The 20,234-nt window shown below is 64.8% G+C and carries 26 protein-coding genes; 14 read left to right on the forward strand and 12 right to left on the reverse strand.

The features are described 5' to 3' along the window. Positions 1–76: 76 nt before the first annotated feature. The 3 genes from ACVWZ5_RS02500 to ACVWZ5_RS02510 all read right to left on the reverse strand — a co-directional run bounded on the left by ACVWZ5_RS02500 (position 77) and on the right by ACVWZ5_RS02510 (position 1,536). Entirely contained in the window at positions 77–577 is a 501-nt protein-coding gene (locus ACVWZ5_RS02500; RefSeq protein ID WP_062573581.1) for a hypothetical protein, read from the reverse strand. A gap of 220 nt (positions 578–797) precedes the next feature. Next, positions 798–1,214, reverse strand: a complete 417-nt coding sequence (locus ACVWZ5_RS02505) for a RidA family protein (RefSeq protein ID WP_062573580.1) — start codon at positions 1,212–1,214, stop codon at positions 798–800. Positions 1,215–1,323: 109 nt separating this feature from the next. Further along, positions 1,324–1,536: a PLDc N-terminal domain-containing protein gene (locus tag ACVWZ5_RS02510; RefSeq protein ID WP_028691834.1), complete on the reverse strand. Its 213-nt coding sequence runs from the start codon at positions 1,534–1,536 to the stop codon at positions 1,324–1,326. A 128-nt stretch (positions 1,537–1,664) separates the two neighbouring features. On the opposite strand from ACVWZ5_RS02510, the gene ACVWZ5_RS02515 reads away from it, so the two are divergent. Next, the gene (locus ACVWZ5_RS02515; protein ID WP_062573579.1) at positions 1,665–2,414 is read left to right on the forward strand and encodes an SIR2 family NAD-dependent protein deacylase; all 750 of its coding nucleotides are present in this window, start codon (positions 1,665–1,667) and stop codon (positions 2,412–2,414) included. 35 nt (positions 2,415–2,449) lie between these two features. Here the strand turns inward: ACVWZ5_RS02515 and ACVWZ5_RS02520 are convergent, their stop codons facing one another. Both ACVWZ5_RS02520 and ACVWZ5_RS02525 read right to left on the reverse strand, forming a co-directional pair. After that, entirely contained in the window at positions 2,450–2,917 is a 468-nt protein-coding gene (locus tag ACVWZ5_RS02520; protein WP_062573578.1) for a hypothetical protein, read from the reverse strand. Positions 2,918–2,977: 60 nt separating this feature from the next. Further along, entirely contained in the window at positions 2,978–3,592 is a 615-nt protein-coding gene (locus ACVWZ5_RS02525) for a LysE family translocator (RefSeq protein WP_028691837.1), read from the reverse strand. Positions 3,593–3,704: 112 nt separating this feature from the next. Here ACVWZ5_RS02525 and ACVWZ5_RS02530 point away from each other — a divergent pair, with 112 nt between their 5' ends. Beyond that, complete coding sequence (locus ACVWZ5_RS02530) at positions 3,705–4,157, forward strand: Lrp/AsnC family transcriptional regulator (protein WP_062573577.1); 453 nt, start codon at positions 3,705–3,707, stop codon at positions 4,155–4,157. A gap of 18 nt (positions 4,158–4,175) precedes the next feature. On the opposite strand, the gene ACVWZ5_RS02535 is transcribed toward ACVWZ5_RS02530, so the two are convergent. Continuing rightward, the gene (locus ACVWZ5_RS02535; protein ID WP_028691839.1) at positions 4,176–4,526 is read right to left on the reverse strand and encodes a hypothetical protein; all 351 of its coding nucleotides are present in this window, start codon (positions 4,524–4,526) and stop codon (positions 4,176–4,178) included. A 176-nt stretch (positions 4,527–4,702) separates the two neighbouring features. On the opposite strand from ACVWZ5_RS02535, the gene ACVWZ5_RS02540 reads away from it, so the two are divergent. The 4 genes from ACVWZ5_RS02540 (at position 4,703) to ACVWZ5_RS02555 (ending at position 8,869) form a co-directional block, all read left to right on the forward strand. Next, positions 4,703–4,882: a hypothetical protein gene (locus tag ACVWZ5_RS02540; protein ID WP_028691840.1), complete on the forward strand. Its 180-nt coding sequence runs from the start codon at positions 4,703–4,705 to the stop codon at positions 4,880–4,882. 74 nt (positions 4,883–4,956) lie between these two features. Beyond that, on the forward strand, positions 4,957–5,337 hold the full coding sequence (locus ACVWZ5_RS02545) for a glycine zipper domain-containing protein (protein ID WP_062573575.1): 381 nt from the start codon (positions 4,957–4,959) through the stop codon (positions 5,335–5,337). A 168-nt stretch (positions 5,338–5,505) separates the two neighbouring features. Beyond that, positions 5,506–7,335, forward strand: a complete 1,830-nt coding sequence (locus tag ACVWZ5_RS02550) for an SLC13 family permease (RefSeq protein WP_301142091.1) — start codon at positions 5,506–5,508, stop codon at positions 7,333–7,335. 112 nt (positions 7,336–7,447) lie between these two features. After that, positions 7,448–8,869 (forward strand): GGDEF domain-containing protein, encoded by a 1,422-nt coding sequence (locus ACVWZ5_RS02555; RefSeq protein WP_069017199.1) that lies wholly within the window; start codon positions 7,448–7,450, stop codon positions 8,867–8,869. 1 nt (position 8,870) lies between these two features. Here the strand turns inward: ACVWZ5_RS02555 and ACVWZ5_RS02560 are convergent, their stop codons facing one another. Beyond that, positions 8,871–9,632 (reverse strand): sulfite exporter TauE/SafE family protein, encoded by a 762-nt coding sequence (locus ACVWZ5_RS02560; protein WP_062573572.1) that lies wholly within the window; start codon positions 9,630–9,632, stop codon positions 8,871–8,873. A 101-nt stretch (positions 9,633–9,733) separates the two neighbouring features. Here ACVWZ5_RS02560 and ACVWZ5_RS02565 point away from each other — a divergent pair, with 101 nt between their 5' ends. Next, positions 9,734–10,651, forward strand: a complete 918-nt coding sequence (locus ACVWZ5_RS02565; RefSeq protein WP_062573571.1) for a LysR family transcriptional regulator — start codon at positions 9,734–9,736, stop codon at positions 10,649–10,651. 121 nt (positions 10,652–10,772) lie between these two features. On the opposite strand, the gene ACVWZ5_RS02570 is transcribed toward ACVWZ5_RS02565, so the two are convergent. Next, complete coding sequence (locus ACVWZ5_RS02570) at positions 10,773–10,964, reverse strand: hypothetical protein (protein ID WP_062573570.1); 192 nt, start codon at positions 10,962–10,964, stop codon at positions 10,773–10,775. 568 nt (positions 10,965–11,532) lie between these two features. Between ACVWZ5_RS02570 and ACVWZ5_RS02575 the strand changes: the two genes are divergently transcribed. Further along, complete coding sequence (locus ACVWZ5_RS02575; RefSeq protein WP_062573569.1) at positions 11,533–12,093, forward strand: cysteine hydrolase family protein; 561 nt, start codon at positions 11,533–11,535, stop codon at positions 12,091–12,093. A 2-nt stretch (positions 12,094–12,095) separates the two neighbouring features. Here ACVWZ5_RS02575 and ACVWZ5_RS02580 read toward each other — a convergent pair whose 3' ends face one another. The 3 genes from ACVWZ5_RS02580 to ACVWZ5_RS02590 all read right to left on the reverse strand — a co-directional run bounded on the left by ACVWZ5_RS02580 (position 12,096) and on the right by ACVWZ5_RS02590 (position 13,763). After that, positions 12,096–12,449, reverse strand: coding sequence for an SH3 domain-containing protein (locus ACVWZ5_RS02580; RefSeq protein WP_084941558.1), 354 nt, complete (start codon positions 12,447–12,449; stop codon positions 12,096–12,098). A 46-nt stretch (positions 12,450–12,495) separates the two neighbouring features. Beyond that, complete coding sequence (locus ACVWZ5_RS02585; protein WP_062573567.1) at positions 12,496–12,987, reverse strand: GNAT family N-acetyltransferase; 492 nt, start codon at positions 12,985–12,987, stop codon at positions 12,496–12,498. A 71-nt stretch (positions 12,988–13,058) separates the two neighbouring features. Beyond that, a complete protein-coding gene (locus tag ACVWZ5_RS02590; protein ID WP_301142098.1) occupies positions 13,059–13,763 on the reverse strand; it encodes an SDR family oxidoreductase in 705 nt (234 codons plus the stop codon). 103 nt (positions 13,764–13,866) lie between these two features. Here ACVWZ5_RS02590 and ACVWZ5_RS02595 point away from each other — a divergent pair, with 103 nt between their 5' ends. The 5 genes from ACVWZ5_RS02595 (at position 13,867) to ACVWZ5_RS02615 (ending at position 18,844) form a co-directional block, all read left to right on the forward strand. Continuing rightward, complete coding sequence (locus ACVWZ5_RS02595) at positions 13,867–14,808, forward strand: LysR substrate-binding domain-containing protein (RefSeq protein WP_301142100.1); 942 nt, start codon at positions 13,867–13,869, stop codon at positions 14,806–14,808. A 161-nt stretch (positions 14,809–14,969) separates the two neighbouring features. Next, on the forward strand, positions 14,970–15,998 hold the full coding sequence (locus ACVWZ5_RS02600; RefSeq protein WP_301142102.1) for an alpha/beta fold hydrolase: 1,029 nt from the start codon (positions 14,970–14,972) through the stop codon (positions 15,996–15,998). A 297-nt stretch (positions 15,999–16,295) separates the two neighbouring features. Then, complete coding sequence (locus ACVWZ5_RS02605) at positions 16,296–16,481, forward strand: hypothetical protein (protein ID WP_062573563.1); 186 nt, start codon at positions 16,296–16,298, stop codon at positions 16,479–16,481. Between the two features lie 336 nt (positions 16,482–16,817). Continuing rightward, positions 16,818–17,777 (forward strand): nucleoside-specific channel-forming protein Tsx, encoded by a 960-nt coding sequence (locus ACVWZ5_RS02610; protein WP_301142104.1) that lies wholly within the window; start codon positions 16,818–16,820, stop codon positions 17,775–17,777. A gap of 23 nt (positions 17,778–17,800) precedes the next feature. After that, positions 17,801–18,844 carry a purine-nucleoside phosphorylase gene (locus ACVWZ5_RS02615; protein WP_280070830.1) on the forward strand — a complete coding sequence of 348 codons (1,044 nt, stop codon included), beginning with the start codon at positions 17,801–17,803 and terminating at the stop codon, positions 18,842–18,844. Between the two features lie 142 nt (positions 18,845–18,986). Here the strand turns inward: ACVWZ5_RS02615 and ACVWZ5_RS02620 are convergent, their stop codons facing one another. Next, complete coding sequence (locus ACVWZ5_RS02620; RefSeq protein WP_196590202.1) at positions 18,987–19,289, reverse strand: ArsR/SmtB family transcription factor; 303 nt, start codon at positions 19,287–19,289, stop codon at positions 18,987–18,989. Positions 19,290–19,354: 65 nt separating this feature from the next. Here ACVWZ5_RS02620 and ACVWZ5_RS02625 point away from each other — a divergent pair, with 65 nt between their 5' ends. Then, positions 19,355–20,170 carry an alpha/beta fold hydrolase gene (locus ACVWZ5_RS02625; protein ID WP_280070829.1) on the forward strand — a complete coding sequence of 272 codons (816 nt, stop codon included), beginning with the start codon at positions 19,355–19,357 and terminating at the stop codon, positions 20,168–20,170. Positions 20,171–20,234 lie beyond the last annotated feature (64 nt).

The following is a 20,234-nucleotide window of genomic DNA, read 5'->3' on the forward strand; positions in this document are numbered from 1 at the left end:
AAATTACGAAGTGCTGGCATTATGCCGCTCGACGCGGGGCTTTTGTGAAATGCATCACAAAAAAATCCGCAAGGCTTCAGTGCCGCTGCCGAGTCACCAGGAAGTTGCGCAGTGGCGGCTCATCATCCAGCGCGATCTCCCGGACCGCACGCGGCAGGTCCGCCAGCACTGCCTGGCAGAACGCCAGTGCCGGGGCATCCGCGGGATAGCAGCGCACCAGCCAGTCGCTGTCGCCTTCGCACAGCGTCTGCCGCGCCACTGCCAGGCCCACGCCCTGGCGGCGGTACTTCCTGAGGATGAACAGGTCGGCCAGCTCGCAGGCCTCGATACCGGGCAGCTCGCTGCGCTCGATGAGCATGAAGCCGGCGATGAAGCCGTCCACCAGGATCAGGCTGGCGCTCCAGCCGGGGGTTTGCCAGTAGCGGGCGAAGTGCGGCTCGTGGATGTAGAAGCGCCCGTCCACCTCGACGTCCTCCTGCTCCCAGTCGGAGGATTCGTAGGCGTAGAACTGGTAGAGGTTACGCACCAGCTCGGCGTGCTCGGGGCCGGTCTGGAGCAACTCGACAGGGACAGTCATGGTGCAGGCTCGATCAATTCGCAATTCGCGAGTCTACCAGCCCACCATGGAGCAAGCCCTTGCACAATGGTTTGGACTACCCCCTGCAGGAGCGGCCTTGTGTCGCGAAAGGGCCGCAAAGCGGCCCCGGCGATCTTTGCACCAACGCTGAAATCCTGGGACCGCTACGCGCCCCTTTCGCGACACAAGGTCGCTCCTACAGGGACCGTGCAGGGCCAGGTTATTCGGGCAGCGCCGCCACCGCATCCACTTCCACCAGCATTCCGTCCAGCGCCAGGCGCGGGACCGGAATCAGCGTGCAGGTCGGCGTCATTCGGTCACCCCAGGCGCGCTGGGCCTCGGCCACCCACTGGCTCAGGCGCGCCTCGGAATGGTCGACCACCAGCAAGGTGAGCTTGAACACGTGCTCGAGGGCAGCCCCACGGGAGGCCAGGGCGATCTTCAGGTTCACCAGGGCCTGGCGCGCCTGCTCATCGAAACGCGCCGACAGGTTGCCCTGCAGGTCCTCGCCGCCCTGCCCGGCGATGTACAGCAGGCGACTGCCGGCGCGTACTTCGGCGACATGGGAATAGGCATTGCCACTGGGGTCGTAGAGGCCTTCGGGGTTGCTCAGGGCGAAGGCGGCTGGCTGGGTCATGGTATCGCTCCGTCGATGGAATGAGCGGCCGAGTATCAAACCTCAGGCTAAGTCGAGGTCAAGCCCTTCAAAGCACCGCAGATCGTGCCCCCTTGAATATCCAACGCCTCTATTTCTCGTGCAGCACCGCCCGCCCCTTCACTGCCCGCGGCCCGCGCCAAGCCCAGATCAACAGGCCGGGGAACGGCGCGTAGACCACGAACACCACCCACAGCATCTTGCGTTCGGCGCGTCGGTCACTGCCGATGATATGCCAGATGGCCCAGAGCTCCAGGAGGATGACCACGAGGGCGACGACGAACCACAGTGTTCCGATTTCCATGAGTCTTCTCCTATTGGCATGTACTGGGTTGGGTCGCCGAACACAGCAAGGGTTCACTCGGATCTTGTCCGGCCTGCCACCCACTGGCACAGTTGGTAGCTGTCCAGCACCCACGCCGTGGAGCCCCCATGCCGTTCGATCCAACCTTGCTCGCCCAAGCCCGCCATGTGGTGGTGTTCACCGGCGCCGGCGTCAGCGCCGAAAGCGGCATTGCCACCTTCCGCGACAAGCTGACCGGGTTGTGGGAACGCTTCGACCCGGCGCAGCTGGCCAGTGCCGAAGGCTTTCGCGCCGATCCGGCGCTGGTCTGGGGCTGGTACCAGATGCGCCGCGCCGGGATCGCCCGGGCCACGCCAAACGCCGCCCACCTGGCCATCGCCGCGCTGGCGACGCGGGTGCCGAAGCTGACGCTGGTGACGCAGAACGTCGATGACCTGCACGAACGCGCTGGCAGCCAGGACGTGCTGCATTTGCATGGCCGGCTGGATGCGTTCCGCTGCCTGGACTGCGCACGCCGGGTGGACGGACCGGTGGCCGTGCCCGAGGACGCCCTGCAAGGCCGGCGCATCGAGCCTCCACGTTGCACCCACTGCGCCGGGCCGGTACGCCCCGGGGTGGTATGGTTCGGCGAGAGGTTGCCGGAGCAGACGCTGGCGCGGGCATTCGAAGCCGCACAGCAATGCGATGTGCTGTTGTCGGTGGGAACGTCCGGCATGGTGCAGCCGGCGGCCTCGATGCCACGCCTGGCGTTGGCGGCGGGGGCGACGGTGGTGCAGGTCAACCCGCAGCCTGCGAGTGAGCAGCATCCGCGGGCGTTTGCGTTGGCCGGCAAGGCAGGCGAGGTGTTGCCTGAATTGATGCGCCAGGCGTTTCCCTGAACCTGCCGTGCTGTCGCCGGGCAAGCCCGCAGGTTTCAGCGGCTGGCCTGGTCCAATGCCGCTTTCAGGTCATCGGCTGCGGTATAGCTCTTCTGCCCGACCAGTACGCCATTGTCCAGCGAGAGCCACAGCACCTTGCCCTGCTCCCCGGCATAGCGGCTGGCGACCCGGCCTTCACGGTCCAACAGCACCCGGTAGCTGTAGTCGCGCATGGCCGGGATGGCGAACAGCTTGCTGATCAGTGCCGGCATGCGCTGGATATCCGCAACAAACACCGCACCACGCGCCTCGAGATAGCCCTTGGGTTGTTCGGCCAGCGCCGCCTTCACCAGCTTGGCACCGTCCATGTCGCGGGCGACCAGCAGGATGCGGGTGTCGGCGCCCAGACTGTAGGGCTGATCGTACTGGTCAAGCAGGGTCCAGGGTGCGAGGGTTTCCCCGGTCTGCACGGCATGGGCCAGCAACGGAAGCAGGCTGAGCAAGAGTGCGGCGGCATATTTCATGGTTGGCGGTTCCGGTTCATGGGGTCGCCAGCATAGCCCAAGCCGCCGCCGTTGAGAGGATCAACGCAACTGTCCGGCAATCAGCCCCACGGCAATCAGGATCATCACGCCGCCGGACAGCCGCCCCACCGCCCGCGCCGCCACAGGCCGGGTGCGCAGCACGGCCTTGGCCCCATAGCCGACCATCAGGTAGACCACCAGCGAGCTGCCCAGGTGTACCAGCCCCAGCAGCAGGATCTGCAGCGGCAGCGGCCAGCTCGACTGCGGATCGGTGAACTGCGGCAACAACGCCAGGAACAACAGGAAGACCTTGGGGTTGAGCCCACTCACGCACAGGCCCTTGAACGCCCAGCGCGACCCCGAGTCTCGCTCGCCGCCTTCGCCCGCCTCGGGGACCGCCGGGCTCAGCAGCAGGTTGCCGCCCAGCCACAGCAGGTAAACGCAGCCAGCCAAGGTCAGCAGGGTGAGCGCCAGCGGGTGCCCGGCGAGCAGGCTACCGACCCCGGCCGCCACCACCAGGGTGACCAGGAAATGCCCGGAGAGCATGCCGGCCACCGCCGGTACCACCCAACGCCCGCGCATGCCGGCCGAGATGGCATAGGCCCAGTCGGCACCAGGGGTGATCACGAACAGCAGGGAGACGGCCCAGAACGCCGCCAATACACTCATGGTCATGTCGACCCTTCCTTCCACACAGGTTTCGATGGAAGAAAGACTACGGATATCACCCAGGGATTTTCTTTCGTATATTCCCTGCAACACGCCGAATACTGGAAGATTCTCCCCTATGGATCGAACCGATCGAAAAATCCTTGCCGAGCTGCAGAAAGACGGGCGCCTGTCTGTTACCGAACTGGCCGAGCGCGTGGGCCTGAGCCTTTCGCCCTGCCACCGCCGCCTCAAGGCGCTGGAGGAATCCGGCGCCATCCTCGGCTACCACGCTCGCCTGGCTCCGGCGGCCCTGGGCCTGAATTTCGCCGCGCTGGTGTTCGTGACCCTGCGTGAAGTGACCCGCCAGCCGGTGGCGGACTTCGAGGCGGCGCTCGGGGAAATTGCGCAGATTGTCGAGGCCCAACGCCTGTTCGGCGATCCGGACTACTTGCTGCATGTGGTGACCAAGGACCTGCCGGCGTTCCAGAAACTGTACGACGAACAGCTGACGAGCATCCCCAATGTCAAGCGCTTGAGCTCGACACTGGTGATGAAAGAAGTGATTCAGGACAGGTTGTTGCCGATGTGACCACCGGGGGGGATGGCCCTACAGGCAGGTCGCCGCCGCCGCGCGACGGCGCAGGGCCATCTGGTCGTCCTTCTGCGCGTAGTAGTCCACACGGGTGCCCCCGGCCTGGGCGTAGACATCGACGAACGACTCGGCCTCTCGGGTGTACACCGTGAACCCACCCTGCTTGCGCGCCTCCAGGTAACCGCTGGCATCGACCCCGAAGGTGTTTTCCTCCTGCCAGCTGAACTGGATGCACTGGGCGACAAGGTCCGGCGTCTTGTGCGAATCCAGGCGTGCGGTGGGCGACCCGTTGCGCGCCGCTTCCATGGTCGACGATGCACAGCCCGCCAGCAGCAGCGCCACGGTGATCGGCAGAATTGCTCGCATGTTCCATCCTCGGGACAAAAAAGAAGCTGACTCTAGCACCGCCTGGCCGACCGGGGAATCGCCACTGCCGCTCATCGCCGCCGCGATAAAAATTTGCGCGGCAAAGAACCAAATCGATCGCCACAGGTCTCAGGAGGTACCGCGTAAACCGTTGCGGATCAAGGACCTATAACGTGATGAAACGCTTTGCCAGCCTTTCGATGATCGCCACCCTGCTGCTGCTCGGCGGCTGCTACAGCAATCACTACCACGACGATGACGACGGCTGGCGCGACCGTGACCGCGGCCACCGTCATCACCATCGCCACGACCGTGACGATGACGACCGCCAGTACCGTGACCGCTACTACCGCTGAAGCGTCATTCCAACCCTGACTCGCCGCCAATCACGCGGCACCCTACTTCTGATGACTTCCCTGAGGTTCACAACATGCGTCTGACTCTGCCTTCCCTCGCCCTCGGCCTGCTGCTCTGCCAGGGCGCCTTCGCCGGTGACGGCACTGCGGCCATCGGCGGCGGCCTGGGTGGCGCCCTGGGCAACGTGGTCGGCAAACAGATCGGCGGCAGCACCGGCGCAGCCATCGGCGCGGGCCTGGGCGGTGCGGCCGGCAGCGCGGTGGGCGCCCGCAAGGGCAACCGGGCCGAAGCCGCCATCGGTGGCGGCCTGGGTTCGGCCGGTGGCTCGCTGATCGGCGGCAAGCTCGGCGGCGCCAACGGCTCGACCATCGGCGCAGGCCTGGGCGGCGCGGCGGGCGGCGCGCTCGGCAACCATATGGGCGACAGCAACCGCAAGCACAAGCATCGCCACTGATTCAGCAGTACGGGGGGGGGCCGCGGGCCCGCCCCAAGCGCCCAGCCATTACGCAGCAGATCGCCAACCGGCAAAAACACTGCAGCACGTCAACGACGCATTCGCGTCGAGCTGCCACACTAGGGCCATCGCCTATCGTGCCCCTGTGTGAAGGAACATCCCCTCCCCATGAACCATGAGTTGCTCTGGGTCCTAGGCCTGCTGGCCGTCGTCGTCGTCCTGTTCATCATCAACCGTCCGCGTATGGACGTGGTTGCCCTGCTGGTGATTCTCGCGCTGCCGCTGTCCGGCATTCTGACCGTGGAGCAAGCCCTGGCCGGTTTCAGCGACCCCAACGTGGTACTGATTGCCGCGCTGTTCGTGATTGGCGAGGGGCTGGTGCGCACCGGCATCGCCTACCGCATCGGTGAATGGATGAGCGAACGCGCCGGCAACAGCGAGGCGCGCCTGCTGGTGCTGCTGATGGTCGCGGTGGCTGGCCTGGGCTCGGTGATGAGTTCCACTGGCGTGGTGGCGATCTTCATCCCGGTGGTGCTGAGCATCGCCGCACGCCTGCAGCTTTCGCCCAGCCGGATGATGATGCCGCTGAGCTTCGCCGGCCTGATCAGCGGCATGCTCAGCCTGGTGGCGACCCCGCCGAACGTGGTGGTGCACAGCGAGCTGGTGCGCCACGGCGAAAGCGGCTTCGGCTTTTTCAGCTTCACTCCCTTCGGCCTGGTGGTGCTGGTGCTGGGTATCGGCTACATGCTGCTGACCCGCCACTGGCTCAACGGCGAGGTGCGCAAGGACGGCCGCGTCGAAAGCCGCCGCACCCTGCTCGACCTGGTACTGGACTACAAGCTCAGCGGCCGCGAGCGGCGCCTGCGCATCCGCCCCCATTCGCCGCTGATCGGCCACACACTGGGCGAGCTGGAGTTGCGCACCCGCCACGGCGCCAACGTGATCGGCATCGAGCGCCAGCACAAATTCACCACCCGGGTGATCACTGCCGACTCCGGTACCCTGCTGCAACAGGACGACGTGCTGCTGCTGGACCTGTTCGCCAACCGCGACGACCTGCGCAGCCTGTGCCAGTCGATGCTGCTCGAACCCCTGCACTTCAAGGCGGCCTATTTCATCGACCAGTCCCAGGAAGTGGGCATGGCCGAGATCTCGTTGCCTCCGGGCTCACAACTGATCGGCAAGACCCTCCTCGAACTGACCTTCCGCACGCGCTACGACCTCAACGTGGTCGGCCTGCGCCGCGACCTGCAAGCGATCGAAGGGCAATTGGTGGAAGAGAAGCTGCGACTGGGCGACACCCTGCTGGTGGTCGGCCCATGGAAAGCGGTGCGCCAGCTGCAGGGCAAGCCCCGCGACTTCCTGGTGCTGAGCCTGCCGGCGGAAATCGACCAGGTCGCCCCGGCCCGCGCCCGCGCGCCCTACGCGTTGATCAGCCTGGCGGTGATGGTCGGGCTGATGGTCAGCGGCCTGGTGCCCAACGTCATCGCCGCCTTGATCGGCTGCCTGCTGATGGGCGCCGGCCGTTGCATCGACATGAACAGCGCCTACCGCGCCATCCACTGGCAGAGCCTGGTGCTGATCGTCGGCATGCTGCCTTTCGCCCTCGCCCTGCAGAAGACCGGCGGCATCGACCTGGCCGTCGGCGCGCTGGTCGGCGCCCTCGGCGGCGCAGGGCCGAGCGTGATCCTCGCCTGCCTGTTCGCCCTCACCGCGCTGATCGGCCTGTTCATCTCCAACACCGCGACGGCGGTACTGATGGCCCCGGTGGCGGTCAGCACCGCGCAGCAGCTGGGCATGTCGCCCTACCCGTTCGCCATGACCGTGGCCCTGGCGGCGTCGGCGGCGTTCATGACGCCGGTGTCGTCGCCGGTCAACACCCTGGTGCTGGGGCCCGGGCAGTACCGCTTCGGGGACTTCGTCAAGGTCGGGGTGCCCTTCACCTTCCTGGTGATGCTGGTCACCGTGCTGATGGTGCCGTGGGTGTTCGGCCTGTAGTCGCCACGATCCAGGCGGTTTGCGGCGAATTGACATCAATTGGGCAGTTGAAAGACACTCACAGACTATCGTCCCAGGTGCCTACGGCCGTTTTCCTGGATTCTGTCTTCGCTTGTCGGTCGAGCCCATGGTGTCATCAGCTCCGTCGCGCCTGCTGCCCCCGCTGATCCTGTTCGGCCTGACCCTGGCATTGACCCTGGCCGGCATCCTCGCCCGCCCCATCGAGTCGCTGTCGCTGTTCTGGCCGGTGAACGCCGTGCTCGCCGGGGTGCTGTTGCGCAATCCGCGCCAGGCCACCCCTTCCGGATTCGCCCTCATCTACCTGGCCATGGTGGTCGCCGACCTCGGCTGCGGCAGCGCCTGGAAACCGGCCCTGTGGTTCAACCTGTGCAACCTCGGCGCCATCGTCAGCATCTGGTACCTGATGGCCCGCCTGCCACGCGTGCATCGACGCCTGCGTACGCCCCACGGCACCCTGCGCCTGTTCGGCGCCTGCGCGGTCGGTGCCATGGTCGCCGCCAGCCTGGCCTGTGTGATGGCCACGCCCTGGTTCGAACAATCGCTGCGCGCCACATGGCTTGCCTGGTTCAGCGAGCAGTTCTCCACCAGCGTGCTGGTCCTGCCCGTGCTGCTCACCGCACCCTCGCCCCGCGCCTTGAGCGGCCACGGCAGCCAGCCGATCCGCCTGGCACCGCTGCTGGTACTGCTGGCCTCGCTGGCGGTCAGCATCGTCTTCGGCGGCCCGGGGGCCATCGCCTTCCCGATCGCCGCACTGCTGTGGTGCGCGCTGAGCTATTCACCGTTCCTGGTGGCGCTGCTGGCCCTGACCGCGGGCAGTACGCTGATCGTCGCCGTGGCGCAGAACCTCATGCACTTCAGCATTCCCCAGAGCGAGTCGGGGGTCACCACCCTGATGTCGGCACGCCTGGGCATCGCCATGCTGGTGCTCGGCCCGCTGGTGCTGGCCTGCGTCAGCAGCGCCAACCGCAGCCTGATGGCGCGCCTGGCGCATCAGGCAACCATCGACCACCTCACCGGCACACTGTCGCGCAGTGCCTTCACCCGCCGCGCCAACGCCCTGCTGGACAGCCGTCAGCACACGCCGCAGTTGCCCTTGACCCTGATGATGCTCGATATCGACCATTTCAAGACCATCAACGACCGGCATGGCCACGGGGTCGGCGATCAGGTGCTGCGCCAGTTCGCCATGACCCTGCAGGACCAGTTGCACGACGGCGAGCTGTTCGCCCGCCTGGGTGGCGAGGAGTTCGTCATCATCGTGCCGGGGCTGGCGCCGGAGCTGGCCAGGTTTACCGCCGAGCGCCTGCGCCGGGCAGTGCAGGACCTGCATATCGCCCAGCCAGAGCAGGCACTGCGGATCACCGTCAGCATCGGCCTGAGCGGCTGCGCCGCCGACACCCCGGCGCCCAGCCTCGACGAACTGCTGGCCAGCGCCGACCAAGCGCTCTACCGGGCCAAGGCCCAAGGCCGCAACCGGGTCGAGCAGGCCGAAGGGCAGCGCCAGGTGCGGTGACTCATCCGACCAGCAAGTCCCAGCTGAGCTTGGTGATCAGCACGCACAGCAATACCAGGAATAGCCCGCGCACGAAACCGGCCCCCTTGCGCACCGCCAGCCAGGTGCCGGTCAGCGCACCGAGGATGTTGAACAACGCCATCGGCAGCGCAATGGCCCACAGCACATTGCCCGACGGGATGAAGAACACCAGCGCGGCCAGGTTGGTGGCAATGTTGACCAGCTTTGCCGAGGCCGAGGCATGCAGGAAGTCCAGGGCGAAGAAGCGAATGAACAGGAAGATCAGGAAGCTGCCGGTGCCTGGCCCGAACAATCCGTCATAGAAGCCGATGGCGCCGCCGATCAGCACCGCCAGGCACTGTTCCTTGCGGCCGATCACCCTGGGTTTGTGCAAGGTGCCGAAGTCCTTCTTGCAAAAGGTGTAGATGGCCATCAGCACGATCAGCACCAGGACCATCGGCCGCATCACGCTGGCCGGCACCAGCGACACGGTGGCCGCGCCGAAGAACGACATGACGAAGGCGCTCAGCGCCGCCGGCACGATCAGCCCCCAGTCCAGTGTGACCTTGCGGATGAACGAGCGCGCCGCAAAGGTGGTGCCGCACACCGAGGCGAGCTTGTTGCTGCCCAGCAAGGCCGCCGGCTGGGCGTTGGGGAGCACGTTGAACAACGCCGGGATCTGGATCAGCCCGCCGCCTCCGACGGCGGCGTCGATCAGGCCAGCGGCGAAGGCGAACAGCGAAAGCAGGGCGATATCCATCATCTTGAGGGTCCGGGCGGCACAAAACAGGCTGCCAGACTAATCAAAGCGGCGCGCGTGTGTTGAAATGCCATATTGCGAAAACTGCAACAAGGAGGCCCGCGATGGCACTGGACATGCTGCGTGAAATACAGGCGTTCGTCAGCGTCGCGCACAAGCGCAGCTTCGTCAGCGCCGCCCGTGCCCTGGGGCGTTCGCCCAGCGCGGTGACCCGGGCTGTGCAGGCCCTGGAGGATAACAGCGGCGCCAAGCTGTTCAACCGCAGCGCCAGTTCGGTTTCCCTGACCGAAGCTGGCGAGCGGCTACTGCCCCACGCCGAACGCTTGCTGGATGTGCAACGGGATGCCGCCGACGAACTGGCGGCGCTGACCGGCGACGCCCAAGGCTGGATTCGCCTGGCCGCGCCCGAGGTGCTGGCCCTGCAAGTGCTGCCATCGGTGCTGGCTGAATTTGCCCGGCGCCACCCCCACGTCACCCTCGACGTACAGTACGGCGACCAGGCTTTCGACCCCTTGCAAGGCAAGCTGGATTTCGTGATCCGCGGGGCCTTCCCGCAGTCCAGCGAGCTGATCGGCTATCCACTCTGGCGTTACCGCCGCCATCTCTACGCCAGCCCTCAGTACCTGGCGTTGGCTGGCACACCGCAGGTACTGGAAGACCTGGAGCGGCATACGCTGATCCTGCACACCGCGCCGCGCATCCTGAAGGCCTGGCATTTCAGCAAGGATGGACACACCGTGAGCCTGCGCCCGCGACCACGGCTGCGCCTGGGCTCGGGGGTGGCGGTGCTGCAGAGTACCCTGGCGGGGGCCGGTATCGCCCGGCTGGCGGATTGGCTGGGGGAGCCGGAGGTACGTGCCGGGCGCCTGGTGCGGGTCTGCCCCGACTACCACCTGACATCCAGCACCGGACAGGACCCGCAGATGCACGCCGTGTACCCGGCCGGCGATCTGCCGGCGAAGGTCCGCGAACTGCTGCAAGCCCTGCGCGAAGCTGGTCTGCGCAGTGGAAAACAGCCCTGAACAGGGCTGCTCAATTTCTGCTCAATCTAACAGAGGCCCTGAAAACAATGGCCTGCAGCGCTTTATCCACAGACCTACCCACGATTTTTGTGGACAGTTTCTACAAGCCTTGAAGGAATTTTTACAAGCTCAGTAAAGCCGCATTGGCCAGCTTGACCAACTCGATCCATTCGCTTGCGCTGATCACACCGGAACGCTCCAACTCTTCGGCACGGCGCAGTGCCTGATCGTAGTCCGCTTCGTGGAGGATGCCCTCACCGAGAAAACGACCGCGCCACTCCAGCATCGCTGCAGTGCCCTTCTTGCATTCCATAGTGTGTACTGTCTCCAAGGCAAGTGAACGGCCCGTGTGCCCGGGCCCTGGGATTGGGGGCGCGAGATTACACGAGCGACTTGTACTTGAGAACGACTTGCAGCTACCGCTTGTCTAGACGACTGCGGTCAGGGGGCGGGGTAAAACCGGGCGATGTGTCTGGCCCGCCATTGCGCCAGGCGGGCCGGGACAAGAAAATTTAACGGCTCAGCTTGGCGGGATGGTACCCAGCAGGCCAATCATGATAGTCAGCAGCAGAAAACCACCCAGAAACAGCGCGAGCTTGCCCATCGGAACCTCTACAGTGTGATGTCGTAACGGCGGGGCTGGCCGCTGCGGTAGTGCAGCGGGGCAACCTGCCCAGCGCACACCGGGTTGGAAGGCTGGGCCTGGACGTATTGTCCGGCAGCCGCTGATACGGTTACAGATTCAGGTTCGCGGAATAAAAGCGGATCAGATGGTGAAGCCGAGGCGATTGCCAAGGGCGCGGGCGCGCTCCACGATCACATCTGCGCCAGCTACACAGCTGTGCTACGGTCCCCTGCCCAGTCAAGGAGAACTACCGCCAATGACCGCGCTCGCCAACAACGCCGCCCTGCTGATCATCGACATGCAGAACGGCATCAACCACCCTCGCCTGGGCCGTCGCAACAACCCCGAAGCCGAACAGCGCATCAACCAACTGCTCGCTTCTTGGCGCGCGAGCATGCGCCCGGTGGTGCATGTGCGCCATGTCTCCCGCGATCCCGATTCGGTGTTCTGGCCGGGCCAACCCGGTTGCGAGTTCCAGCCCGCCTTTACTCCGCAAGCCAGCGAGACCGTGTTCGAAAAACACGTGCCCGACGCCTTCTGCAACAGTGGACTTGAACGCTGGCTGCACCAGCGCGGCATCAGCCAGCTGGTCATCGTTGGAGTGATCACCAACAACTCGGTGGAGTCGACCGCACGCTCGGCGGGTAACCTGGGGTTCGATACGGTAGTGGTGGGCGATGCCTGCTACACCTTCGACCAGCACGACTTGCAGGGCCGACTGTGGCTGGCGGAGGATGTCCATGCCCTGGCGCTGGGCAACCTGGCCATGGACTATGCGCGGATTCTCGACAGCGCGGCTGTCCTGGCCATGGCCTGAACTCAGTCCAGCAGGCGCAGCTTCGCCAGCGGCACCCAGCCAAGCTCCCCGCTAGCGGCACGACGACACCAGAGCCAGCCGTTCAGCGGGCGCAGGCCCTCCAGCGGCTGGCCAGGGTCGACGTCCAGCTCATGCGCCGAATAGGCCTCCACTGCCCTGCCTCGACCGACGCCCAGCCGCTCGATGAGCTGGCCGGGCACCCAGCCCGGCTCCTGACCGTGGCAACTGCACAGGTACCAGTCCTCCCAGGGTTCGACACCCTCGTATCGCTGGCCGATATCCAGCAATGTGCCCTGGGCAAAGCTGATGGGCGCAGGGTATTCACTGCGGTGTGCGGCAATCACGACGTAGTTCACAGGCCTCTCCTTGGCTGCGAAAGCGTCGATGCTAGTCGAAGGCCCTTCAGAGCACCATGATCATTTCGTGCCAGGCCATGCCGCCATGATCGGAGGCCGACGGGCGTACATAGGTGTAGCCCATCTTCTCGTACAGCCCGACGTGGCGATCCTTGCACATCAGGTGAATGGTCGCCTTGCCGCGCTCGCGCATCTGCTCGACGAAGCGCGCCATCAGCCGGCTGGCATGACCCAGGCCCTGGTACGCCGGGTCGAGCACCACCGACATGATCACCACGTTGGGCGCCTGCGGGTCGTGTCCGACCAGCTCCTTGAAGGCCTCGTCCGACATCACCACCTGGTCGGCGCAGCCGCTGTTGATGAAGCCGATCACCTGGCCATCGGCCTCCAGCACCAGGAAGCCCTCCGGGTACTGGGCGATGCGCGTGGCGATCTTCTCCCGGGTGGCGGCTTCGTCGCCTTCGTAGGCGCTGGTTTCGATCTGGTAGCAGCGGTCCACGTCGGTTGCCGTGGCCTGGCGGAACATCGGGGTGCTCATGGGGCGGATCCGGATAGCGGGAAACAGGGGCGACATGCTAACGGAAGTCGCCGCCCAGCTGTATGCACCAGTTACACCGAACGGGTGATGCCCCCATCGACCCTCAGGTTCTGCCCAGTGATGTAGCCCGCGCCCTCGGAGGCCAGGAAGGCGACAGTGGCCGCGATCTCCTCGGACTTGCCGTACCGCTCCATCGGAATTCGGTTACGGAATTCTTCTTTCTCCGGCAGGCTGTCGATAAAGCCCGGCAGCACGTTGTTCATGCGGATGTTCTCGGCCGCGTAACGGTCGGCGAACAGCTTGGTGAAGGCCGCGAGCCCGGCACGGAACACCCCGGAGGTCGGGAACGCCGGATCCGGCTCGAAGGCGGCGAAGGTCGAGATGTTGATGATGGCGCCGCCGCCATGGCGCTGCATGATCGGCGTCACCAGGCGGGTCGGGCGCACTACGTTGAGGAAGTACACCTCCATGCCACGGTGCCAGTCGTCGTCGCTCAGTTCGAGGATCGGTGCGCGCGGGCCGTGGCCTGCGCTGTTGACCAGCACATCGACCCGCCCCCACTGCTGCATCACGGTATCCACCAGACGCTGCAGGTCTTCTACCGACTGGTTCGAGCCGGTCACGCCGATGCCGCCCAGCTCGGCCGCCAGCGCCTCGCCCTTGCCGGACGACGACAGGATCGCCACCCTGAAGCCATCAGCGGCCAGCCGCCGTGCGGCCTCAGCGCCCATGCCACTGCCACCTGCGGTAATGATTGCGACTTTCTGCGAAGACATTTGCTGCTCCTTCAGGGAGTTGATCAAGTAGGCCCATGAAGCCAGAATCCGGCTAAACGCACCAATCACAAATACTGGCAGCAGCCTGCAGGAAATCTACTGGATGAGCGCGCCCAAGCGACGCAATGCCCCCGCCATCGTCAACCACCTGGTGGCCTTCGAGGCCGCCGCCCGCCTGGGCAGCTTCCGCGCCGCCGCCGACGAACTGCACGTCACCCCCGGCGCCGTCGCCCAGCAGGTGCGCACCCTCGAGGACAAGCTCGGGCGCCCGCTGTTCGAACGCCTGCCCCGAGGCCTGCGACCCAACCCGGACGGCGCCGACTACCTGACCCGCGTGCGCCTGGCGTTGGACATCATCGAGGACGCCACCGGCGAACTGCTGGAGCGCGACAGCCAGCGCGATCCCCGGCAGATCCTGCTCAGCACCACCCCCGCCTTCGCCAGCCGCTGGTTGATCCCGCGCCTGGGCCTGTTGGCCCAGGCACACCCGCAGGTGGCGCTGATGATCGATGCCTCCGACACTACCCGCCCCCTGAGCGGCAAGGGTGCCGTGGACCTTGCCGTGCGCTGGGGAGCGCCGCCCTTCGCCGACGCCTACGCCCTGCCACTGCTGCCCGGCGTGGCGGTGCCGGTGTGCGCGCCGGCACTGCGCGGCGAGCGCCCTTGGCGGCAAGCCACGGATCTTGCGCAGCAGCCGCTGATCTCCGACAGCCACAACAACTGGAAGCGCTGGTTTGATCACTACGCGCTGCCCGGTACGCGCTTCAGCGGCCCGGTGTTCTCCCAGACCATCCTCGCCATCGAGGCCGCCGAGCAAGGCATGGGCATCGCCCTGGTGCCCCGCCTGCTAGTGGAAAATGCCCTGAAGGCCGGCACCTTGGTACTGGCCCTGGAGGACCATGAGCTGCACAGCGATGCCGGCTTTCACCTGCTCGCCAGCCATGCTCCGCAGGCAGGCTCGGCCGCCGAGCAGGTGGTGCGCTGGCTGCAGGCCCAGGCGAACGATGAAACCCAAGAACGCCCAAATCACAACGCTCTGATTTAGCGGGCTAGAGAGGTCTGCCCTTTTGTAGCTTTCTGTGTACCAACCGCCTCCCGATACACACAAACGTCCACCCCACCACCACCCGACACACCCCGGACACAGCCACCTCCTTAACTACACCCCATCCAGCCCACACCGATGGCCCGCCAAGGAGATGCACCATGTTCGCCACCGCCAACCGCCTCAATCGCTCAGCCCTGCTCGCCTGCGCCCTGCTGCCTCTGGCCCTGCTGGCCGCCTCCCCAGGCCAGGCCGAGGAAACCCGCACGCCTGCCGCAGCCCGCCAGGCCGCGTCCTTCGGCCCGCTCAAGCATGTCCAGGCCGGCGTGCTGGATGTCGCCTACGTGGAACAAGGCCCTGCCGACGGCCCGGTTGTGATCCTCCTGCACGGCTGGCCCTACGACATCCACAGCTACGAGCAGGTGGCGCCGCAACTGGCCGCCCAGGGCTACCGGGTGCTGGTGCCCTACGCTCGCGGCTACGGCGACACCCGTTTCCTCTCTGCGAACACCCCGCGCAATGCCCAACCCGCCGCCCTGGCCAGCGACGTCATCGCCTTCATGGACGCCCTGCAGATCAAGCGCGCCGTGCTCGGCGGCTTCGACTGGGGCGCGCGCACCGCCAATATCGTCTCGGCCCTGTGGCCCGAGCGGGTCAAGGCGCTGGTGTCGGTCAGCGGCTACCTGATCAGCAGCCAGGAGGCCGCCAAGGCCCCGCTGCCGCCCAGCGCCGAACTGCAGTGGTGGTACCAGTACTACTTCGCCACCGAGCGCGGCCGTGCCGGCTACGACAGCAACCGCCACGCCTTCGCCCGGCTGATCTGGCGGACCGCGTCGCCGCAGTGGGCCTTCGACGACGCCACTTTCGAGCGCAGCGCCAAGGCCCTGGACAACCCCGACCAGGTCGCCATCACCGTGCACAACTACCGCTGGCGGCTCGGCCTGGCACAGGGCGAAACCCGCTACGACCCGCTGGAGGCGAAGCTGGCCACCTTCCCCGCCATCGGCGTGCCCACCATCGCCCTCGAGGGCGATGCCAACGGCGCGCCGCATCCAACGGCCGAGGCCTACGCCAAGCGCTTCACCGGCAACTACGCCTACCGCCTGGTGAGCGGCGGCGTCGGCCACAACCTGCCGCAGGAAGCGCCCGAGGCATTCGTCAAGGCCGTGGTGGATGCAGACCATCTGTAAGGGCAATTGCAACATATCGTTTCGACGGCGCGTGTCGGGTGCCGGTATGCGCGGATTGCCTCTGCGACCCGTCTGTTCCGTGGCAGACCTTGTACTACGGGGCCTGCCGCAAAATGAGCGGACGTATGGCGAAACATTCCCCCCGGCGGTCCTGTAAGACGTCTCTTTTGTCGCCGTAGGACGTTTCTACGGGTTTGTGATCCGGTGTATGAATAATCAGTATTGGATGGGGAATTGACCTGATACCGTCGAGCCTTTCCTACAACGGCACGGATGCCCACGGCCAGTGAGAACAACATGGACAACTACGACAGCTCGGCGCTTGGATTGCAAAAATGCCTGCTGAACCTGCGGCGGGATCATGCACGGATGAAGGCGTCGGGAGAGCTGGAAAGAGCGGCGATACTGGCGCAGGTAATCGGGCGGATGGAGCAGGGATTGAAGGAGGCCTCCAAAGGGAGAAAGCCCGAGACACTGCAGTGAAGTGATGCCAGCAGGATGGCGACGGATTTGCGGCTCGCCCCTCTGATGAGGCGCCGCAAGCCCATCGCTTAAACCATCCGCGTTCAATCGACTCCCCATTACCTGCGCAGCAAGACCGCCCCATGCGTGTGCCTGCCCCCATCCCACGCCCATTTTCCGTGCAGCTTTCTAACCGGAAGGTCAGCTAATACCCCGGATTCAGCTTTATTTGAAAGACCTCTGGCAGGTTGGTACAGAGTATGCAAACGTTTGCTCAAAACAATTAAGCGAACAATCGCCGAAGCTTTCGCTCACCTCAGCCTTTTTGGGCTACCACCGCATGAACAAGGACTTTCAATGCGTCAACCTGCTTCCCACCACCCAGCGGCTCGCTCCCCCCTGGCTGTCTCCTTGCTACTGGGCGCTGTTACGGGACTACTCAGCATCACCAGCCACGCCCAGGACACTGCCTCCAACGAGTCAGCCCAAGGCGAGGCCCTGAGCCCCGCCGCCGCGCCGGTCAAATCCGGCCCTTACCTATCGGACTGGTACAACCAGAACTTCACCCTGATCGGCACCAAGGACATCAGTTTCGGCCCCCGCCCGGTTGACGATATCTACCTGGAATACGAGTACTTCGGCCGCAAGGGGCCGTTCGAGCTGTACGGCTACATCGACATCCCGAAGATCCTCGACATCGGCAACAGCCATGACAAAGGCGCGTGGGACCACGGCTCGCCACTGTTCATGGAGCACGAGCCGCGGATCTCCATCGACTACCTGGCCGGCCGCAGCCTGGCCGTCGGCCCGTTCAAGGAGTGGTACGTAGCCTTCGACTGGATCTACGACCACGGCAGCAACAGCGCCAACCGCGCCAACACCCTGTACAGCGGCCTGGGGACCGACATCGATACCCATTCGCGGGTCAACCTGTCGGCCAACTTCTATGGCCGCTACCAGTGGGAAAACTATGGCGCCAGCAACGAGTATTCGTGGGACGGCTATCGGGCCCAGCTCAAGTACATCGTGCCCCTCGGCAAGTTCGACAACGGCGCCTCGCTGACCTACATCGGCTTCACCAACTTCGATTTCGGCTCGGACCTGCACAAGGACAACCCCAACCGCACGGCCAATGCCACGGTATCCACAAACGTATTGCTGTACGCCTTCACCCACCTGCGCTTCACCCTGGTGGGCCGCCATTTCCACAATGGCGGCAACTGGCAAGATGGCAGCCAGCTGAATTTCGGCGACGGCGATTTCCGCGGCCGGTCCGATGGCTGGGGGTATTACGCCGGGGTCGGCTACCAGTTCTGATCACTTGCGCCATGGAGGCTCGCATGCACCCGATACATCGTCTTTCCCTCGCCGTGGGCCTTGCCTGCGGCATCCTGCTCACCTCGACGGCCCAGGCCGGCGAGACGACTGCGCCGCCGATCAAGCCCAAGGTGATGCTGATCACCATGTTCGCCCCCGAGGCCCAGCACTGGATCGAGCGCCTGGAGCTGAATCAGGAAGTGCGTGTACCGGGCCTGTCGGCGGAGTATCCGGTGATACGTTGCAACAGCCAGGACGTCTGCCTGCTGGTGACCGGCATGGGCCAGACCAACGCAGCGGCCTCGACCCTGGCACTGGCGCTGTCGCCGAAGTTCGACCTGCGCAAGAGCTACTTCCTGGTCGCGGGGATTGCCGGGATCAACCCGAAGCACGGGACCCTCGGCACCACCGCCTGGGCCCATTACCTGGTGGAGTTCGGCACCCAGTGGGAGCTGGACTCGCGGGATGCGCCCAAGGACTGGCCGACGGGCTACCTGGGGATCAACACCAAGGGGCCGAACGAGAAGCCGCCGCTGGATTACAAGACCGAGGTCTTCGAGCTCAATCCGAAGCTGCAGGCCAAGGCCTATGCCCTGTCACACGGGGTGAGCCTGAGCGAGAGCAAGGAATCGGCGGCCTGGCGGCTCAAGTACCCGATGGCGCCGGCCAACCAGCCGCCGGTGGTGACCCGGTGCGACACCGTGGCAGGCAATACCTGGTTTTCCGGGACGCGCCTGAGTGAGCGAGCCGAGGTCTGGACTCGGTTGTTGACGGATAACAAGGGGGAGTACTGCACCACACAGCAGGAGGATAACTCCACCTATGAAGCGCTGCTGCGGGCCAGTCGTGAAGGGTTGGTGGATGTGCAGCGGGTGGCGGTGGTGCGGGCGGGATCTGACTTTGATCGGCCTGAGCCGGGGGGAAGTGAGGTTGAGAATCTGCTCGAGTATGCCGACCAGGGCGGTTTTGTTCCGGCGCTGGAGAATCTCTATCGGACTGCCAATCCTCTGGTGCTGGAAATCCTGAAAAATTGGACCGCTTGGGAGAAAGGGGTTCCGGAGACTTGAACGCAGGGCGGGCCAGTCCGCCATGCTCGCTCTGAAGGCCCGAGCCGCCAACGCCTTATTGTCTTATGGTCGGCTCGGGCATGAAGCCCTGCGGCGAAGCGGATCGCCTGCGGTGCTGTGCAGCACCAGCGAACCAAAATTGCTAGACACATCCACCCGGCGACAACTCAATCCTGAGCCACTCCAGGTACTCGAGAATCTCGGCATCGTTACGCTTGCAGTACGACCATTTTTGCTGCTTTGAAACCGAGATGAACCTCGCCTGCTTGAGAATCTCAAGGTGCCGGCTCGCTGTTGGCTGGGCAATACCCAGCGCACTAGCGATAAGGGTCATGCAGACGCCGAACTCGACGGGGTCTGCCGACCATTGTTCAGCGAAGTGGTCACGAGGCGCTGCAAGCAGGCGAAGGATCGCCATGCGAACCTCACTGCTCATCGCTTTCATCTGTATTGATCTGTCCATGCCCACATCATATAGTCATTTAGCTAAATGACAATGTGAGGTGAGCCATGCTGGATCTACCCTACGCATCGAGCATCGAAGGCAACATCGTCAGATGGGGGAAAGTGGGCACAGGCGCGCCGCTGGTCGCCATCCATGGCACCCCCTTCTCTTCGCAGGTATGGAGGCGCGTCATACCTCATCTCACTGACCGCAGGACCGTGTATTACTTCGACCTGGTTGGTTATGGCCTGTCTGAAATGAGAGAAGGCCAGGACGTTTCATTGGCGATGCAAAACAACGTCATGGCTGCGCTTTTCGAGGAATGGGGCATCGAGCGCCCTGACGTCCTGGCCCATGACTTTGGAGGCGCGACAGCACTGCGCGCTTACTACCTGAACGGTCTGCGCTATGCATCCCTCACCATTTTCGATGCCGTAGCCCTGGCACCCTGGGGCTCTCCTTTCGTTCAGCATGTCCGTCAACATGAGGCCGCCTTTTCCGGGATGCCCGAGTACATGCACCGGGCGCTGCTGGCAGCCTATCTGCAAACCGCTGCGGCCAATCCCCTCAGTGACGAAGCCCTGCAAGCGTACAGCGCTCCATGGCTGGGGCCGATTGGCCAGGCGGCCTTCTACAGGCAGATCGCACAGATGAATCAGCGCTACACCGACGAAATCGAACCACTTTACGGAAAGCTGGATTGCCCCGTATCGGTACTTTGGGGCTCGGAGGACGCCTGGATTCCCTATTCCCAAGGGGAACGTCTCGCTGGGCTTATCTCCCAACAGCCCTGCGTGCGAGTAGAAAACTCAGGCCACCTGATGCAGGAAGACCGACCGGAAGCGATTGTGGCGGCGGTTTTGAAGCAGCTTGGCCCCTGAATCAGGCTCGCTGGACTGTCTCCATGTCCAAATTCCCAGCGGTCTGTGCCTATCGGCAGAGCGA

It is taken from the genome of Pseudomonas sp. TE6283 (assembly GCF_054060555.1).

Coding starts and splice junctions, on each gene's coding strand:
- ACVWZ5_RS02520 (WP_062573578.1), bottom strand. CDS start 2,917: ATGAAATATGCCGCCGCACTCTTGCTCAGCCTGCTTCCGTTGCTGGCC.
- ACVWZ5_RS02510 (WP_028691834.1), bottom strand. CDS start 1,536: ATGGAAATCGGAACACTGTGGTTCGTCGTCGCCCTCGTGGTCATCCTC.
- ACVWZ5_RS02605 (WP_062573563.1), top strand. CDS start 16,296: ATGGACAACTACGACAGCTCGGCGCTTGGATTGCAAAAATGCCTGCTG.
- ACVWZ5_RS02560 (WP_062573572.1), bottom strand. CDS start 9,632: ATGATGGATATCGCCCTGCTTTCGCTGTTCGCCTTCGCCGCTGGCCTG.
- ACVWZ5_RS02625 (WP_280070829.1), top strand. CDS start 19,355: ATGCTGGATCTACCCTACGCATCGAGCATCGAAGGCAACATCGTCAGA.
- ACVWZ5_RS02545 (WP_062573575.1), top strand. CDS start 4,957: ATGCGTCTGACTCTGCCTTCCCTCGCCCTCGGCCTGCTGCTCTGCCAG.
- ACVWZ5_RS02500 (WP_062573581.1), bottom strand. CDS start 577: ATGACTGTCCCTGTCGAGTTGCTCCAGACCGGCCCCGAGCACGCCGAG.
- ACVWZ5_RS02575 (WP_062573569.1), top strand. CDS start 11,533: ATGACCGCGCTCGCCAACAACGCCGCCCTGCTGATCATCGACATGCAG.
- ACVWZ5_RS02505 (WP_062573580.1), bottom strand. CDS start 1,214: ATGACCCAGCCAGCCGCCTTCGCCCTGAGCAACCCCGAAGGCCTCTAC.
- ACVWZ5_RS02540 (WP_028691840.1), top strand. CDS start 4,703: ATGAAACGCTTTGCCAGCCTTTCGATGATCGCCACCCTGCTGCTGCTC.
- ACVWZ5_RS02530 (WP_062573577.1), top strand. CDS start 3,705: ATGGATCGAACCGATCGAAAAATCCTTGCCGAGCTGCAGAAAGACGGG.
- ACVWZ5_RS02515 (WP_062573579.1), top strand. CDS start 1,665: ATGCCGTTCGATCCAACCTTGCTCGCCCAAGCCCGCCATGTGGTGGTG.
- ACVWZ5_RS02590 (WP_301142098.1), bottom strand. CDS start 13,763: ATGTCTTCGCAGAAAGTCGCAATCATTACCGCAGGTGGCAGTGGCATG.
- ACVWZ5_RS02550 (WP_301142091.1), top strand. CDS start 5,506: ATGAACCATGAGTTGCTCTGGGTCCTAGGCCTGCTGGCCGTCGTCGTC.
- ACVWZ5_RS02565 (WP_062573571.1), top strand. CDS start 9,734: ATGGCACTGGACATGCTGCGTGAAATACAGGCGTTCGTCAGCGTCGCG.
- ACVWZ5_RS02570 (WP_062573570.1), bottom strand. CDS start 10,964: ATGGAATGCAAGAAGGGCACTGCAGCGATGCTGGAGTGGCGCGGTCGT.
- ACVWZ5_RS02595 (WP_301142100.1), top strand. CDS start 13,867: ATGAGCGCGCCCAAGCGACGCAATGCCCCCGCCATCGTCAACCACCTG.
- ACVWZ5_RS02525 (WP_028691837.1), bottom strand. CDS start 3,592: ATGACCATGAGTGTATTGGCGGCGTTCTGGGCCGTCTCCCTGCTGTTC.
- ACVWZ5_RS02600 (WP_301142102.1), top strand. CDS start 14,970: ATGTTCGCCACCGCCAACCGCCTCAATCGCTCAGCCCTGCTCGCCTGC.
- ACVWZ5_RS02615 (WP_280070830.1), top strand. CDS start 17,801: ATGCACCCGATACATCGTCTTTCCCTCGCCGTGGGCCTTGCCTGCGGC.
- ACVWZ5_RS02610 (WP_301142104.1), top strand. CDS start 16,818: ATGCGTCAACCTGCTTCCCACCACCCAGCGGCTCGCTCCCCCCTGGCT.
- ACVWZ5_RS02585 (WP_062573567.1), bottom strand. CDS start 12,987: ATGAGCACCCCGATGTTCCGCCAGGCCACGGCAACCGACGTGGACCGC.
- ACVWZ5_RS02620 (WP_196590202.1), bottom strand. CDS start 19,289: ATGAAAGCGATGAGCAGTGAGGTTCGCATGGCGATCCTTCGCCTGCTT.
- ACVWZ5_RS02535 (WP_028691839.1), bottom strand. CDS start 4,526: ATGCGAGCAATTCTGCCGATCACCGTGGCGCTGCTGCTGGCGGGCTGT.